The organism is Halomonas sp. H33-56 (genome assembly GCF_040147035.1).
Classification (GTDB): domain Bacteria; phylum Pseudomonadota; class Gammaproteobacteria; order Pseudomonadales; family Halomonadaceae; genus Halomonas; species Halomonas litopenaei.
Genome location: NZ_JAMSHP010000001.1, coordinates 3,935,907 through 3,951,137 on the forward strand (window position 1 = coordinate 3,935,907; position 15,231 = coordinate 3,951,137).

Annotated in this window: 15 protein-coding genes; 8 read left to right on the top strand and 7 right to left on the bottom strand. The window is 63.2% G+C overall.

The features are described 5' to 3' along the window. Nucleotides 1-42: 42 nt before the first annotated feature. Genes tatA through tatC form a run of 3 tightly spaced genes read left to right on the top strand, consistent with a single transcriptional unit; the run spans nt 43 to nt 1,556 of the window. The gene (tatA, locus tag NFH98_RS16750) at nt 43-306 is read left to right on the top strand and encodes a Sec-independent protein translocase subunit TatA (protein ID WP_045991157.1); all 264 of its coding nucleotides are present in this window, start codon (nt 43-45) and stop codon (nt 304-306) included. Nucleotides 307-312: 6 nt separating this feature from the next. After that, the gene (gene tatB, locus NFH98_RS16755; RefSeq protein ID WP_349622965.1) at nt 313-783 is read left to right on the top strand and encodes a Sec-independent protein translocase protein TatB; all 471 of its coding nucleotides are present in this window, start codon (nt 313-315) and stop codon (nt 781-783) included. After that, nucleotides 780-1,556, top strand: a complete 777-nt coding sequence (tatC, locus tag NFH98_RS16760; RefSeq protein ID WP_045991159.1) for a twin-arginine translocase subunit TatC — start codon at nt 780-782, stop codon at nt 1,554-1,556. The genes tatB and tatC overlap by 4 nt, the downstream gene beginning before the upstream one ends. 167 nt (nt 1,557-1,723) lie before the next feature. Here the strand turns inward: tatC and elbB are convergent, their stop codons facing one another. After that, complete coding sequence (elbB, locus tag NFH98_RS16765; protein WP_045991160.1) at nt 1,724-2,389, bottom strand: isoprenoid biosynthesis glyoxalase ElbB; 666 nt, start codon at nt 2,387-2,389, stop codon at nt 1,724-1,726. A gap of 204 nt (nt 2,390-2,593) precedes the next feature. Here elbB and hemB point away from each other — a divergent pair, with 204 nt between their 5' ends. Next, nucleotides 2,594-3,601, top strand: coding sequence for a porphobilinogen synthase (gene hemB, locus NFH98_RS16770; protein ID WP_108132299.1), 1,008 nt, complete (start codon nt 2,594-2,596; stop codon nt 3,599-3,601). A 47-nt stretch (nt 3,602-3,648) separates the two neighbouring features. Then, nucleotides 3,649-5,871 carry a polyphosphate kinase 1 gene (ppk1, locus tag NFH98_RS16775; protein ID WP_181248595.1) on the top strand — a complete coding sequence of 741 codons (2,223 nt, stop codon included), beginning with the start codon at nt 3,649-3,651 and terminating at the stop codon, nt 5,869-5,871. Between the two features lie 342 nt (nt 5,872-6,213). Here the strand turns inward: ppk1 and NFH98_RS16780 are convergent, their stop codons facing one another. Beyond that, entirely contained in the window at nt 6,214-8,343 is a 2,130-nt protein-coding gene (locus NFH98_RS16780; RefSeq protein WP_349622966.1) for a PhoX family protein, read from the bottom strand. A 285-nt stretch (nt 8,344-8,628) separates the two neighbouring features. Between NFH98_RS16780 and NFH98_RS16785 the strand changes: the two genes are divergently transcribed. Next, nucleotides 8,629-9,390, top strand: coding sequence for a hypothetical protein (locus NFH98_RS16785; protein WP_124803462.1), 762 nt, complete (start codon nt 8,629-8,631; stop codon nt 9,388-9,390). 216 nt (nt 9,391-9,606) lie between these two features. Here NFH98_RS16785 and NFH98_RS16790 read toward each other — a convergent pair whose 3' ends face one another. Together NFH98_RS16790 and NFH98_RS16795 are read right to left on the bottom strand one after the other, a co-directional pair. Beyond that, a complete protein-coding gene (locus tag NFH98_RS16790; protein ID WP_204248908.1) occupies nt 9,607-10,323 on the bottom strand; it encodes a DUF1989 domain-containing protein in 717 nt (238 codons plus the stop codon). A gap of 235 nt (nt 10,324-10,558) precedes the next feature. Further along, on the bottom strand, nt 10,559-11,269 hold the full coding sequence (locus NFH98_RS16795; RefSeq protein WP_349622967.1) for an FMN-dependent NADH-azoreductase: 711 nt from the start codon (nt 11,267-11,269) through the stop codon (nt 10,559-10,561). 30 nt (nt 11,270-11,299) lie between these two features. Here NFH98_RS16795 and NFH98_RS16800 point away from each other — a divergent pair, with 30 nt between their 5' ends. After that, nucleotides 11,300-12,316, top strand: coding sequence for a LysR substrate-binding domain-containing protein (locus NFH98_RS16800; protein ID WP_349622968.1), 1,017 nt, complete (start codon nt 11,300-11,302; stop codon nt 12,314-12,316). A gap of 231 nt (nt 12,317-12,547) precedes the next feature. Continuing rightward, nucleotides 12,548-13,183, top strand: coding sequence for a transglycosylase SLT domain-containing protein (locus NFH98_RS16805; protein WP_108132294.1), 636 nt, complete (start codon nt 12,548-12,550; stop codon nt 13,181-13,183). 204 nt (nt 13,184-13,387) lie between these two features. Here the strand turns inward: NFH98_RS16805 and NFH98_RS16810 are convergent, their stop codons facing one another. The 3 genes from NFH98_RS16810 to NFH98_RS16820 all read right to left on the bottom strand — a co-directional run bounded on the left by NFH98_RS16810 (nt 13,388) and on the right by NFH98_RS16820 (nt 15,219). Then, nucleotides 13,388-14,467, bottom strand: coding sequence for a 3-deoxy-7-phosphoheptulonate synthase (locus NFH98_RS16810; protein WP_045991167.1), 1,080 nt, complete (start codon nt 14,465-14,467; stop codon nt 13,388-13,390). A gap of 315 nt (nt 14,468-14,782) precedes the next feature. Further along, entirely contained in the window at nt 14,783-14,950 is a 168-nt protein-coding gene (locus tag NFH98_RS16815; RefSeq protein WP_156088602.1) for a hypothetical protein, read from the bottom strand. 113 nt (nt 14,951-15,063) lie between these two features. Next, on the bottom strand, nt 15,064-15,219 hold the full coding sequence (locus NFH98_RS16820; protein WP_181248593.1) for a hypothetical protein: 156 nt from the start codon (nt 15,217-15,219) through the stop codon (nt 15,064-15,066). Nucleotides 15,220-15,231: the final 12 nt, after the last annotated feature.

Consider the following 15,231-nt stretch of genomic DNA (forward strand, 5'->3'; position numbering starts at 1 on the left):
AACGATTCACGGCGCCTGGCGCCGCATATTGAGGAAGTTCTTATGTTAGGTGGTATCAGTATCTGGCAACTGCTGATCGTACTCGGCATCATCATCCTGATCTTCGGCACCAAGAAGCTCCGCAACGTTGGCAGCGACCTGGGTGGCGCGGTCAAGGGCTTCAAGAAGGCCGTCAACGAAGATGAGGACAAGTCGGAGGAGGCCAAGCCCCAGGCCCAGGTCCGTCATGACGAGACCGATACGCCCAACAACACCTACGACGTCGAGGCGGAGCGCAAGCCCGAATCCTCCGACGAGCGCAAGTAACGCCACATGTTCGATATCGGCTTTCTGGAACTGCTGATCATCGGGGTGGTGGGACTGCTGGTGCTGGGTCCCGAGCGCCTGCCCAAGGCCGCGCGTACCGCCGGCCTGTGGATCGGACGCATCAAGCGTTCGGTGGCCGGCATGCAACGCGAGATCAGCGCCCAGCTCGAGGCCGAGGAACTGCGCCAGAAGCTCAAGGAGCAGGAACGCAAGCTGGACGACAGCGTCAACCAGGCCAAGCGCAGCGCCGAACAAGCCAGGCGCAGCGTGGAATCCATCGCCGACACCCCGAACAAGGGCAACGGCGGGCAGGCGGATTCCACCGGCGCCCAGTCTGCCTCGGCCGGCCAGCGGCTGGACGACGCCGTCGACAGCGCCGCACGCGCCTCGTCGTCCAGCGCTTCGGCTTCCACGCTCTCCCCCGCTCCCAGCGATGACACCGCCTCTTCCGAGCACAAGGACTCCGCCACCCGATGAGCGATACCGGTGACACTCCGCCGTCAAGTCAGGGCCACGCCCCACTGATCGAACACCTGGTGGAGCTGCGCTCGCGGCTGATGCGCGCCGTGATCGCCATCCTGGTGATCTTCCTGGCGCTCTACGCCTTTTCCAACGACATCTACCAGTTTGTCGCAGACCCCCTGATGGAGCTGCTGCCGGAAGGCTCCCAGATGATCGCCACCGAGGTGGCGTCGCCCTTCCTGGCCCCGTTCAAGTTGACCCTGGTAGTGGCGGTGTTCGTGGCCATTCCCTTCGTCCTGCACCAGGCCTGGGCCTTCGTGGCGCCAGGGCTGTACGACAAGGAAAAGGCCCTGGCACTGCCGCTTCTGGCCTCGAGCGTCCTGCTGTTCTATCTCGGCGCGGCCTTCGCCTACTACGTGGTCTTTCCCCTGCTGTTCGCCTTCTTCACCCAGACCGGGCCGGAGAACGTGCAGGTGATGACCGATATCAACCAGTATCTCAACTTCGTGCTGAAGCTGTTCTTCGCCTTCGGTATCGCCTTCGAGATCCCGATTGCCACCTTCCTGCTCATCCTCACCGGCGCCGCCAGCGTCAAGAGCCTGAGCGCCAAGCGCCCCTACGTCATCCTCGGCTGTTTCGTCATCGGCATGCTGATGACCCCGCCGGACGTGGTCAGCCAGAGCCTGCTGGCGGTACCCATGTACCTGCTCTACGAGGTCGGGCTGCTGTTCGGCCGGCTGGTCAAGAGGCGGAGCAGCGATGACGAGGAAGCGCCGGACGAGGCGTGATCGCCACACCGGCAGAGCCCCCGTCAGCAGAATGCACAAAGCCCGAGGCATTGGCCTCGGGCTTTGCTTTTTTACCGCTCTCGCACCGGTGGTGTTCAAGGCGCTTGGCGACAATGATCCGCCATCGTCTGGCGTCTCAGCGGGGCATGGCCCCGCTGAGACGGCGCTCAGGTGTTGACGTCCATCATCTCGTCGATGCGATCCACCAGCTTGTTGATGCCCAGCGCCGCCTCGCTGATGCGGGTGGCCAGCATATAGGCGGGGGTGGTCACCAGGCGATGCTCGAAGTCCACCACGATATCGTCCACCGCACAGCTGCGATGCAGGCCGCCCATGGCGCTGATGCAGCCACACACCTCGGGGTCGGTACCGATGGTGACGGCGATGCCCGGCCCCAGCACCTTGGGCACCAGCACCGGTGCGATGCACATCAGGCCGATCGGCTTGCGCGCATCGTGAAACTCGATCAACAGCTCGGCCAGGTCCTCGTGGACCTCCATCTCGGACTTGGCCGTGGCGTAGTTCGAAAGATTCTTGGCCGCCCCGAAGCCACCGGGCAGGATCAGGGCATCGAAGTCCGATGCCGACAGTTCGTCCAGCGGCGAAATCTCGCCCCGGGCCAGGCGGGCGGACTCGACCAGCACATTGCGCGTCTCCTCGACGGCCTCCCCGCTGTGGTGGTCGATCACCTCCTGGTGAGCGATATCCGGGGCAAAACAGCGATAGGCGATGCCCAGCTGGTCCAGGCGCAGCAGGGTCAGGGTGGTCTCGTAGATCTCGGAACCATCCTGTACGCCGCAGCCCGACAAGACGATCGCTACCTGTTTACTCATGTCATTCTCCTTTATAGCGCGTCGCGAACGGGGCCGGACGCGGCCAAGACTGCCACTACTCTAGAGAGTCGCCACGGGTGCGACAAGACGCGACTTTCGGCGAACGGGAGAGGAGGAATATACTCAATCAATGTCATGCTTTTGTCATGAAGTGCCACCAGACTAGCGCGTGGCGCCGAATCCTTGCTTCCGTGGAGTGCCGTCTTGAGTGCCATTACCCCTCGTCTTTACCCCGCCAGCCGTCCTCGCCGCATGCGCAAGGACGACTTCTCCCGCCGCCTGATGCGCGAGAACCAGCTGAGTGCCGACGATCTGATCTGGCCAGTCTTCGTGCTCGAGGGCGAAGGCCGCCGCGAGGCTGTACCGTCCATGCCCGGGGTCGAGCGCCTGTCGCTGGACCTGTTGATCGAAGAGGCCCGCGAGGCCGTCGAGCTGGGCATTCCCGCCATTGCGCTGTTTCCGGTGGTCGACGCCGACAAGAAGAGCGAGCTGGCGGAAGAAGCCTACAGCGCCAGCGGCCTGGTCCAGCGCAGCGTGCGCGAGCTCAAGGCCGCCCTGCCCGAGCTCGGCGTGATCACCGATGTCGCCCTGGACCCCTACACCAGCCACGGTCAGGACGGCATCCTCGATGAAGACGGCTATGTGGCCAATGACCGCACCGTCGAGACCCTGATCAAGCAGGCGCTGTCCCATGCCGAGGCCGGGGCCGACGTGGTCGCCCCTTCCGACATGATGGACGGGCGTATCGGTGCCATCCGTGAACTGCTCGAGCGTGAAGGCCTGCCCAACACCCGCATCATGGCCTACAGCGCCAAGTACGCCTCGCGCTACTACGGCCCCTTCCGCGATGCGGTGGGCTCGGCGGCCAACCTGGGCAAGGCCGACAAGTCGACCTACCAGATGGACCCGGCCAACAGCGACGAGGCCCTCCACGAGGTCGCCATGGACATCACCGAAGGTGCCGACATGGTGATGGTCAAGCCCGGCATGCCCTACCTGGACGTGGTCCGCCGGGTCAAGGACGAGCTGCGCGTGCCCACCTACGCCTACCAGGTGAGCGGTGAATACGCCATGCACATGGCCGCCTTCGACAACGGCTGGCTGGACGCTGACACTGTCATCCTCGAGTCGCTGATGTGCTTCAAGCGTGCCGGCGCCGACGGCGTGCTGACCTACTTTGCCAAACGCGCGGCCAGGCTATTGGCCCGCTGATCAGGGGAGGGAGCGGCGCCCTTCCCGAGCCCCGATGAGGAACCACCATGGAAGACGCGCAGAGCGACAACGCCACGATTGAACATGCGACCCTGGGCAAGTCCGACGTCTCGATGAGCGACGCGCCCCAGGCCGATACCCCGGTGCCGCGCCTTAACCAGACGCGCACCGGCATCAAGCCCAAGGCAATGCCGGACCCTGAGGCCGACCTCACCGACCCGAGCCTCTACTTCAATCGCGAGCTGTCGCATCTGCAGTTCAACATCCGGGTGCTGGAACAGGCGCTGGACCAGGCGCACCCGCTGCTCAACCGCCTGATGTTCCTGTTGATCTTTTCCTCCAACATGGACGAGTTCTTCGAGATCCGGGTGGCCGGACTGAAGAGCCAGCTGGCCCTGGGCGACGACACCACCGGTGCCGACGGCCGCAGCCCGCGTTCGGTGCTCGACGAGATCTCGAAGATCGCCCACGAGCACGTCGAGCGTCAGTACCGCATCCTCAACGAGCAGCTGATCCCTGCCATGGAAGCCCACAACATCCGCTTCCGTCGGCGTGGAGACTGGACCAAGCAGCAGCGCAAGTGGGTCCATGATTACTTCTCCACCGAGATCATCCCGGTGGTCAGTCCCATCGGGCTGGACCCCTCGCACCCCTTCCCGCGGCTGGTCAACAAGAGCCTCAACTTCATCGTCGAGCTCGAGGGCAAGGATGCCTTCGGCCGCGAGGGCGGCCTCGCCATCCTGCCGGCGCCACGTTCGCTGCCCCGGGTCATCGCGCTGCCGGAAGAGCTGTGCGAGGAAGGCTTCACCGAGTACCTGTTCCTGTCGTCGATGATCCACGCCCACGCCGACGAGGTGTTCCCGGGGATGAAGGTCAAGGGCTGCTACCAGTTCCGTCTGACCCGCAACGCCGACATGACGGTCGATCCCGAAGAAGTCTCGGACCTGGCCTCGGCCCTGCGCGGCGAGTTGCTGGCCCGGCGTTACGGCAGCGGCGTGCGCCTGGAGGTGGCCGACAACTGCCCCGAGGAGCTCTCCGACTTCCTGATCAAGCAGTTCCAGCTCGAAGCCAGTGACCTCTATCGGGTCAATGGCCCGGTCAACCTGACCCGCATGATGTCGGTACTGGGTGACGCCGACCGGCCCGATCTGATGTACCGCTCCTTTACCCCCGGCGTGCCCAAGCAGGTCAAGCAACCCAACTCCATCATGCAGTCGATGCAGGAAGGCGACATCCTGCTGCACCACCCCTTCCAGTCGTTCACCCCGGTGGAGGACCTGCTGCGCGAGGCCGCCCGCGACCCCGACGTGCTGGCGATCAAGCAGACGCTTTATCGCACCGGTGCCGACTCACCCATCGTCAACGCCCTGGTCGAAGCCGCCGGCCACGGCAAGGAAGTGACGGTGGTCATCGAACTGCGCGCCCGCTTCGACGAAGCCGACAACCTGGCGCTGGCGTCACGCCTGCAGGAGGCCGGCGCCATCGTCATCTACGGGGTGATGGCCTACAAGACCCACGCCAAGATGATGCACATCGTGCGTCGCGAGAAGGGCGCGCTGCGCCACTACGCTCACCTCGGCACCGGCAACTATCACTCCAAGACGGCCAAGCTCTACACCGACTACAGCCTGCTCACCGCGGACCCTGTGCTGTGCGCCGACGTGCACAAGGTGTTCCAGCAACTGTCCGGCATGGGCCGCACCCGCCAGATCGAGAAGCTGCTGCACGCCCCCTTCACCCTGCACGAACGGGTCGTGGAAATGATCGAGCGGGAGGCAAGCTACGCGCGCAAGGGCAAGCGCGCCCATATCATCGTCAAGTGCAACTCGCTGACCGAACCCAAGCTGATCCAGGCGCTCTACCGCGCCTCCCAGGCCGGCGTCGAGTGCGACCTGATCATCCGCGGCATGTGCTGCCTGCGCCCTGGCCTGCCCGGCATCTCCGAGAATATCCGGGTGCGCTCGGTGATCGGTCGCTTCCTCGAACACACCCGGGTGTTCCACTTCCACAACGACGGCAAGCCCGAGATATGGGGCTCCAGCGCGGACTTCATGGCGCGCAACATGTTCCATCGGGTCGAGACCTGCTTCCCGCTGCTCGACAAGAAGCTCGCCGCCCGGGTGCGCAAGGACCTCGAGACCTACCTGGTCGACAACTGCCAGAGCTGGCTGCTGCAGGCCGACGGCACCTACATCAAGCAGGACCCGGGCGAGGCCGCACCGATCTCCGCCCAGGAAACGCTGCTGTACGCCTACGCCGCTCGCGCTTGAATAACGCCCCGCATTGACGCGCCATCGGCGCGTCGATAACACCACCCAGGCCCCTCGCCAGCGACGCTGGCGAGGGGCTTTTTCATGTTGTCGTCATGTGTCCTGACGGCTGCCGGTTGCCGCTCGACCTGCGCCTTGGCCGACCCAAGCGGTTCCCGGACCAACCGCCTCCCGCTTCAGGCTGCCGATCATCCAGCCCTGGACACCCAGACCCTAGAAAAAACACCCCGGCTCCCTGAAAAGGGAGCCGGGGTGCTGGGGCGGCGCAAGACGTCAGACGTCGACAACGCCCCTGGAGGTTGCCCGAAAGGCCGACGCAAGCCGACACCTTTCGGACACGTTCTAGACGCCGATCTGGCCGCCGTCTTCGCGCTGGATCACCACCGTGGCGGCGCGCGGTCGCACGCTGGCATCAGACGCCTGGGTCGCGTCGTCACTGGCCGGCCAGTTGCCCGGATGCTGGATATTGATAAACAGCGCGGTCTTGTCCGGCGTGGGGAAGATGCCAGTGACCTCGCAGCCGTTGGGGCCCACGCAGAAGCGCTTGAGCTTGTCCTGGTTGGCCCCGGAGATCACTGCGGCGGCACCATCGGCACGCTCGAGCTCCGCCGGCACGACCGCCAGCACCTGGTCATTGGTGCTCTCGGTGACGCCCTCGTAGCCGTTGTCGGTCTGGATCCACAGGATGCCCTGGCCGTCGCCGCGCTCATCGAAGTAGAGCCCATCGGGACTGGCGAATTCGTTGTCGGCGGTCAGCCCGGACAGGTTGTTCTGGTCACTGGCCGCGGCACCGAACACGAATACCTCCCAGTCGAAGGCGGTGGCATCGCTGCCCTCACGCCAGCGGATGATCTGACCGGTCTCGTTGTTCGCCCGCGGGTTGGCCGCATTGACCGGTGCCGTGGCGTAGCCGTTGCCCAGCGCGGTGATGTTGTCGCCGTCGCCGGTCAGGGTCGCCTCGGTGCCGTCTTCGGTACGCTTCGAGTTGTTGGTCAGGGTCATGTAGACCTCGCCGGTGGACGGGTCCACCGCGCCCCACTCAGGGCGATCCATCGGCGTGGCACCCATCAGGTCGGCGGCGTCACAGGTGTGGATGATCACCCCGGCCAGGTCATCGGCGTCGAGTTCCAGCGCCTCGGCCAGGGTACGGCCATCCTGGGTGGAAGCGTCCGGCGTCAGCGGCAGCCACTCGCCGCTGCCATCGGCGTTGAAGCGAGCGACGTAAAGGGTGCCGCTGTCCATGTACTTGTCACCGATCGCCAGGCGATCGGCCTCGGCGCCGGGAGCGATGGCATCCGCCGGGTCCCAGGCCGCCTCGGAGACAAACTTGTAGATGTACTCGTTGCGCGAGTCGTGACCGGAGTAGAACACCACCGGCTCGCCTGCTACCAGCTTGCCCGGCCAGCAGCCCTCGTGGCGGAAGCGGCCCAGCGCCGTGCGCTTGATCGCCTGCCTGCCGGTATAGGGGTCGATCTCGACGATATAGCCGAACTGACGCGGCTCGTTGCGGTAGTCACCGCTGGCGTCGTCGGCGACGGGGTCGCCGATCAGACGGGTAAATTCGTCGTCGCGTTCGCTGTCATCACCCGCGGCGGTCTCCCAGCCGTAGCGTCCGCGACCACTGGCGATGCCAAGACGGTCATCGTCCAGGGTACGGCCTTCGTTCTTGACGAAGTAGGCCGGCCAGTTCTCCTCGCAGGTGAGGTAGGTACCCCAGGGCGTGTAGCCATGGGCACAGTTGTTGTTGGTGCCGCGAGCCTGGGTGCCGCCCGGGGAATACCGGGTCTTGACGTAGTCGCTGCCCGCCACCGGCCCTGACAGGTGCATCGGGGTGGCGCTGGTGTAGCGACGGTTATGGGCGGAACCCTTGACGTGGCTCCAGCGACCATCGGCGTCCTTCTTCACCTCGACCACGGTCACCCCGTGGGCGTTGATCTCGGTGCGCACCTCGTCCGCCGGACGCTTGCCTTCGGTCATGTTAGTAGGGCCGCCCTGGGGCGCCCACAGCGCGTTCTCGTCGATGTATTCGTTGTTCATCACCAGCAGGAAGCGCTCGGAAGCCGTGCTCTCATCCAGCGCGAAAGGATGCATGCCGTCGTGATGCATGCCGACGCTGGCCGCCTGGGCCTGGGGCGTCATCGTCAGATCCTCGCTCCATTCGGGCGCGCTGTCGTCAAGCGGCGTACCCCAGGGCACCAGCACCTGGGCGGTATAGCCCGGCGGCACCACCACGGCGTCGCTGCGCGAACCGGCAATCGACTCGAAGGCCAGCGCCAGCGGCGTCTTGGCCATCCCTGACGACGGCTCGTTGGCGAAGGCCGAGAGACCAAAGCTTCCCAGCATGGTCATGGCCGCCATGCCCATGCCACCCTTCATCACCGCTCGCCGGGAAAGACGACGGTCGAGCACCGAGGAGAAGGGTTCATTACGGCTGGGGTTCAACAGACGATGATCTTCAATTTCCTTGCTCATTGCGCAGTCCTCTTCTTGCAGCCCTCTGTTCGCCGTCAAGGCGTGGGCTGTCGGTGCCAGTCACTGTTGCCGGCCTCGGGTATCGGAGGGGAAAGTCGATCACAGGGGCGACGGCGGTCCGCCGACAACACTAGGTAGTCCAGATGACACTCGTATGACGATAGACGAGGTTGACGCAGAGCACAGGAAGTAGCGCTATTGTAAAAAGAGTAACAGTTGGTGAAAGAAAATGGCTTCGCTCGTCGACACAGTGCACCAACAATCGCTATCGACAGGACCAGAACCATGTGGAATCTGGGACACCGACATCAGCGCATACTTCTTATGCCCCAACGCGCCCCTTCAGCCGACGAAGATCCCGAGCCTCGTTGGTACTGGGTCCACTGTGTCGATCAACAGAGCCTCGACCGGGGCAGCGCCGCCAATGTCCAATCGCTTTCGTGCCTCGACCAGGCACTTCCCTGTTGTCTCGTCATACCGCCACAATCGGTCACCCTGGTAACGCTGGACGGCGCCCTGGCCGAGGAGGTCGACAGCAGGGAGTCACTGGATGAACTGGTTGAGCGGGAGCTTTGCGTAATACCGCACACTCTCGCGCTCCATGTGCTCTATCGTGATGACAGCGCCCTGGATGTCATGGTGGTGCAGCGTACCCTGCTGGCCCAGTGCAGCCGACGCCTGGGACGCCATCACCTCTCGCCCCGCTGGTGGGCCAGCGCCTTCCAGGGTCTGCCGCCGCCCGAACCCGACACCCTGGGCGTACTGCCCTGGGGCGACGACTGGATGCTGAAGTGGCGCCACCCCGAGACCCCTGAACGGGAGCGCTGGCTGTGCTGGCCCAAGAGTCAGGACATGGAGGACCTGAGCGACCATCTTCCGGAAGTGCTGCGCGAGTCGCCATGGAATTGTCCACTGGCCCCCCAGGCCGTCAACGGCCTCGACTGCCTGGACTTCTGTGCCCGCCACCTGCCCGAGGACCTGCCACTGGTGCCCTCGGACATCGGAGGTGAGGGTCAGCCTAGGGAGAAGAAGCCCGAGCCCGCGTAGAGGCAGCGTGATCGCTATCGCTAAACTTCGCTGCCACTGGCCCAAAAAACGTGTAGAGGCGTTTGAAGCGACGAGAGGGAATGCTGAAGTCATATCGTGAGCGATGACGAGCCGGATGCCGCCGGAGCGCAAAGGCTGGAGTTTACCTTCGACGGAATGAGAACCTTTAGCGCCGGCGGCGGAGTTGCAGTGCATCGCCATCTATCCCGTGTTTCTTCAATCTCCGAGCATGACTCCTATACTTTCCGTTTGGCTACCAACTCCGTTGACCGCCGTAATATCCTGGGGACAGCATGACATGACTACGTAACAGGTCATCATTGCCTTGAACACGATCCTGTCGTCTCTTTTGGCCACGGGTGGCACAAATGTCAGTGAGCCATCACCATCAAGTGGAACATTCATCCACACATTGAATGGTGATGGAACATGCGAAACCTCCTTGCCGATGGCAAGCAATGCCATTCGAAGATTATCAACACAGTTGTCATGGTATTCGCTTACGCCAAGCTGTCTATAGCGATTGATATCGCAGGCGGCAATCAATGTGTCATGCACCCCAGGCGAAGTATCTTCCACTAGTTCCAGCATCTCGTTTCTTCTATTGGAAACCATACTGTCACCGACAACCGGCACCAAGCGCCCAAGATGGGTTCGAGTATGTTCCATGGATAGAAATTCGTCTGGATCACTCGTATTGAAAGCCCACATATCGCAGACCTGCAATCCACTTACGTTAATCAGCGTAAGCATCTGCCCTTTTTCCAGTACAACGGCAGCGCCACACCTCGCGGGAATGAAATAGACCTTTCCTGGCTGCAGAACACCATTGCGCGCAAGCGGTTGGCTCACTGACAACTGTTTTTCTTCCAGCGCACCGAAAGAAGCCGCCAGATCAGGCTCCCTATCTCTACTTATATAACCACCCATCATCCACCTCGCTCACTGATTTTTCCGACTTATCATGAAGAATACATTGTTGGAAATCAGACACTCCCTCTCACCACATCGGCCCTCTGACGGCGAGACGCGCAAATTTCTCATCCCGCGAGACTATTCTTATTTCAAGCTCTGCAATACAGACGTTTGCTGGACAGGGAATCACATCTGTTGCCGAGCATCTGGTACCCAGCAGGGGACGATCGTAGAAGCGGTCACGGAGGTGCGCTCACCCCGAGACTGGATCGGAAACAACGCGAGGAACGTCCAGACTGGCCGCCAGCCTGTCGACCAACGCCTCAACGCGTTGCTCCGCCTGAATCAGAGACTGCTGCAGCCGCTCGTCGGCAAACTCGTCATACTCCACGGCGATGCTGTGCAACTCCTCTATGCCGAGATAGGCGAAAACGGTACGCAAGTGTGGTTCGACGTGGTTGGTGTGCTCCATTCGCTCACCAGGCTCGTAGCCATAGTCACCCCGGGCACCAAGCACTACCAAGCGCTTGCCCATGGCGCTCAGCATCGGCCAATAGGGCAAGCCTGGGCGGGAGCGATCAAAGCCGAAAGTCCGCCCGACTCGCACGATATTGTCGATATAAGCCTTGAATCCGGCCGGAACGCCGAAGTTGTACATCGGTACGCCAGCAATGATCAGATCCGCCTCGAGCAGTTCGTCGACCAGGGAATCACTCTCCGCGAGAACCTCGTGCATCCACCTATCCCGCGCTTCCGGCTTGGTGAAGGCGGCATGAATCCAATCACCGGTGACAGGACGAGGCGGCTGCTGGCCGACATCGCGATAGACGACCCTGTCGTCAGGACGTGCCCGTTGCCACTGTGTGACGAAGTGGGCGCTGAGGCGTCTCGAATGCGATCCGTGGGGTTGACTACCGGAAAGTCCGGAGCGTGCGCTGGCATCAAGGTGCAACAGTGTAGCCATGAAGATTCTCCTTTGGGATTAGTACCGCTCATGCTTGGTGGTGCACGAACGACAGAATCTTCCAATCGATTCGGGCCGACAAACGATCTATTCTTTGCAGATACACAAAAATTTTTTGTCCATAGGGATGCGATGCAACGACGCCGACTACCACTCTCGCAGTTGCGTGCCTTTGAGGCGGCAGCACGTCACCGTAGTTTCAAGGGGGCGGCTGAAGAGCTGGCGGTAACGCCCGCCGCGATCAGCCACCAGGTACGTGAACTGGAAAGCTGGCTCGGCGTAGCGCTATTCGAGCGTCGCACCCGCCAGGTGATCCCGACCGACGCGGCAACGGAGCTTTCTCCCGTGCTACGCCAGGGCTTTGACGCCTTCGCCGAGGCATTGGAAAGTCTGCTCAAGCGAACGACACCCGCCAGCGTCACCCTCTCCTGCACTCCGGCCTTCGCCAGCCAGTGGCTGCTTCCTCGACTGACCGACTTTCATTCGACGAATCCCGATATCGCCTTGAATATCCATGCCAGCGAGAGCGTGCTTGATCTGACGCATGGAACCCGCCTGGCGATTCGTTACGGTATGGGCCCCTATCCGGACCATGAGGTGGTGACCCTGGCGACCGATCGCATTGCCCTGGTCGCCAGCCCGCAACTCCAGCTGGCTGGCGTCGACGACCTCAGGGGTGTTCGTCATATCGATTTCGACTGGTACTGTCCGAACCTTGGCCTGCCCGGCTGGGCTCAGTGGTGTCAGGCGTTGGGGTCTACCCCTGCCGTGCTGGGGCCTCGACTCGCCTTCTCCGAAGAAAGTCACGCGATCCAGGCCGCTATCTCCGGTCAGGGCGTGGCCCTGCTGGGCTTGACCCTGGTGCAGGATGAGATCGCTCGTGGTGTGCTGGAGGTGCCATTCGGCCCGTTTCTACCGGGACTGCACTACCACCTGATCAGGAGCCAAACAATGTCCGACAATGCCATCCTCGACAAGGTGGTGGTTTGGCTTCAACAGGCGTTTTCAGCGGCAACCGCTACCATAGGCGAACAACAGGCACCTTGATGCAACCCGTTTGCCTTCCCGCAAGAAATGACCGTCCTGGCCTTGAGCGTGGCGCTGGATGATCGAACTCAGACGTCATCGGACATCGAAGGCGTTCGCCCCATCGCCCCCTCTCCGATGACCCGAAGCAGCCGGTGGGACATGTGAGGATGACCCGACACTGCACGGGAGGGCATACTGGGGGCGATATCACTAAAACGGGAAAATGTTGTGAAACGGGCCATGCCAGGGATGCGGTCTGCTCTACTCACTACGGTGCTTGCCGCGGCGCTTGTTACTCTCAGCGGCTGCGCCGCCTTCGCCCCGGCGCCGCCGAGCCATCAGGACAATCTGTGCGAGATCTTTCGCCAGCAGCCTGACTGGTACGACGCCACCCAGGCCTCCTATGAAAAGTGGGGCACGCCCCCCTGGACCCAGATGGCCTTCATCAAGCGCGAGTCGTCGTTTCGCAGCCACGTCAGGCCGCCACGTACCAAACTACTGGGCTTCATTCCGTGGACGCGCCCGTCCTCGGCCTACGGCTATGCCCAGGCCCAGGATCCGGTATGGGGCGAATACGATGACGCCGCCGGCGGGCTGTTCGCCAGTCGCACCGACATGGACGACGCCACCGACTTCATCGGCTGGTACAACGCCCGCACGCGGCGCATGACGGGGGTGTCACTGTCCAACCCCGAGCACCTGTACCTGGCCTACCACGAAGGCCAGGGCGGCTATCAGCGCGGCAGCTATCGCGCCAAGCCGGCGGTGCAACGCGCGGCGCGGGAGGTGGCCAGCACCGCTTCCCGTTATCGCAGCCAACTGGCGGCCTGCGAGGCGGAATTCCGCTGCGACAGCTTCTATCAGGTATGGCCCTTCTGCCGCTGAGTCAGGTGGCCTCCCACAATGCTTCCCGCTACCGCAGCCAACTGGCAGCCTGCGAGGCGGAATTCCGCTGCGACAGCTTCTATCAGGTATGGCCCTTCTGCCGCTGAGTCACGTCCCCCACCCGCGGCGCGAGCCAGTTACGCCGGACAAAAACGACCAGAGGCCCGAAAGGGCCTCTGGTCTGGTTCGTTCGCATCGTCGGGCTCAACCCTGCTGGGCAAGACGCTCGGCAGCCAGGCTCAACAGGTGTTCGGTGGTCTCCCAGCCGATGCAGGCGTCGGTGACCGAGACACCGTAGCGCAGCTTGCCGGGCTCCAAGGGTTGTTTACCCTCGTTCAGGTGGCTTTCGAGCATCACCCCGATCAGCGAGGTGTCACCGGCCAGGCGCTGGGCCAGCACCTCGAGCAGGACTTCGCTCTGACGGCGATGGTCCTTGCGTGCGTTGGCGTGGCTGCAGTCCACCATCAGCCGCGGCGGCAGGCCGGTGCCGATCAGCGCCTTCCTGGCGGCGGCGACCGCATCGACCCCGTAGTTGGGCTCACCGTGGCCGCCCCGCAGCACCACATGGGTGTAGGGGTTGCCGGTAGTCTCGCGCATGACCGGCTGCCCCTGCTCGCCCACCGCGAAGTGCTGGTGGGGGTGGGCGGCCGAGCGCATGGCGTCGAGTGCCACCTGGACGTCGCCGCTGGTGGCGTTCTTGAAGCCGACCACCGCGCCGATGCCACTGGCCATCTCGCGATGCAGCTGGGATTCAGTGGTGCGTGCGCCGATCGCGACCCAGGCCAGCAGGTCCTCAAGGTAAGGAGCTATCATCGGCTGCAGGATCTCGGTGGCCACCGGCAGGCCCAGCTCGACGATCTCGCGCATCAGCTGGCGTGACAGCTCGAGCCCACGCGCCATGTCGCCCTTGCCATCCAGGTCCGGGTCATAGGCCAGGCCCTTCCAGCCCACGGTGGTGCGGGGCTTCTCGACGTACACCCGCATCACCACCAGCACTCGATCACGGATGCTGTCAGCCAGGGAGGCCAGGCGCCGGGCGTATTCAAGCGCCGACCTGGGGTCATGGATCGAACAGGGCCCGACCACCGCCAGCAGGCGATCGTCACGACCCTCGAGAATGTCACGGATCTGCTGACGCTGAGCGTCGACGCGATCGCTCAGGGTCGTCCCAAGTGGGCACTGGCGCTTGAGCGCCTGCGGGGTCGGCAGGGTCATCTGGGGGGCGGTCTCTTGCGTCGCGGCAGCGTTGAGGTCGGCGGTGGCAAGCGAAAGGCTGGCGGTCATGGTATCAGCTCCGTGTGGTCGTACATCGTTGGGTGCGTCGACCACCGAGGCGCTCACGGTCGGAGGTGGCCAGTTGGGCCGACCGCGCGTCGATAAATCGCCAGCTATCGCCATAGGCATAGCCATGGGAAATGGTGCTGGCGAAGAGTCGATATGCGGTCATGTCATTGCTCCGGTTGCCTGCCTTTCGCAGGTGAGTGCTACTGAGTGAAAACGTCTGGCCACACAAACAAGGAACCCCCGGACGGGCAGCCGTCCGGGGGTTCTGGGAGGCGGCCCTAGGGGGGAGCGCCTCGCGAGTGCCAGATACTTGGATCAGGCCTCGCGCACCAGCGCCCCGGTATCAAACCAATACCAGGAAAAGCTGGGCCAATAAAAGGACACCGCGTCCGCATGCACACAATCCGAACCCAAGACAGCACCGACGAGGGCGCTGTCGCTGCCATCGGGTCGGGGTCGGGTCGGGTTTGCGTGATCGGTCATCGGTGTCTCCTCGAATCTTGCTTCATCCTGCCCCGCGCCGGAGCAAATGGCAACCCCTGTGCACGGGCAGGAAAAGCGCCGTGCCGTCGACCATGGTCTGCTGACGCCCCTGGCTAGCCTGTCGCCAGTTGCACCCAGCCGATGGTCGCCGGCAGACAGGTCATGCCGACCATCACTACCAGGCCGAGAAAGATCGTCAGGAATCCGCTTTCGTCATGAAAGCCGTCGTGAGAGCTGTCACCATGCAGGTCGTCGTCGTGATGGGCCATGGGTCGCCTCCT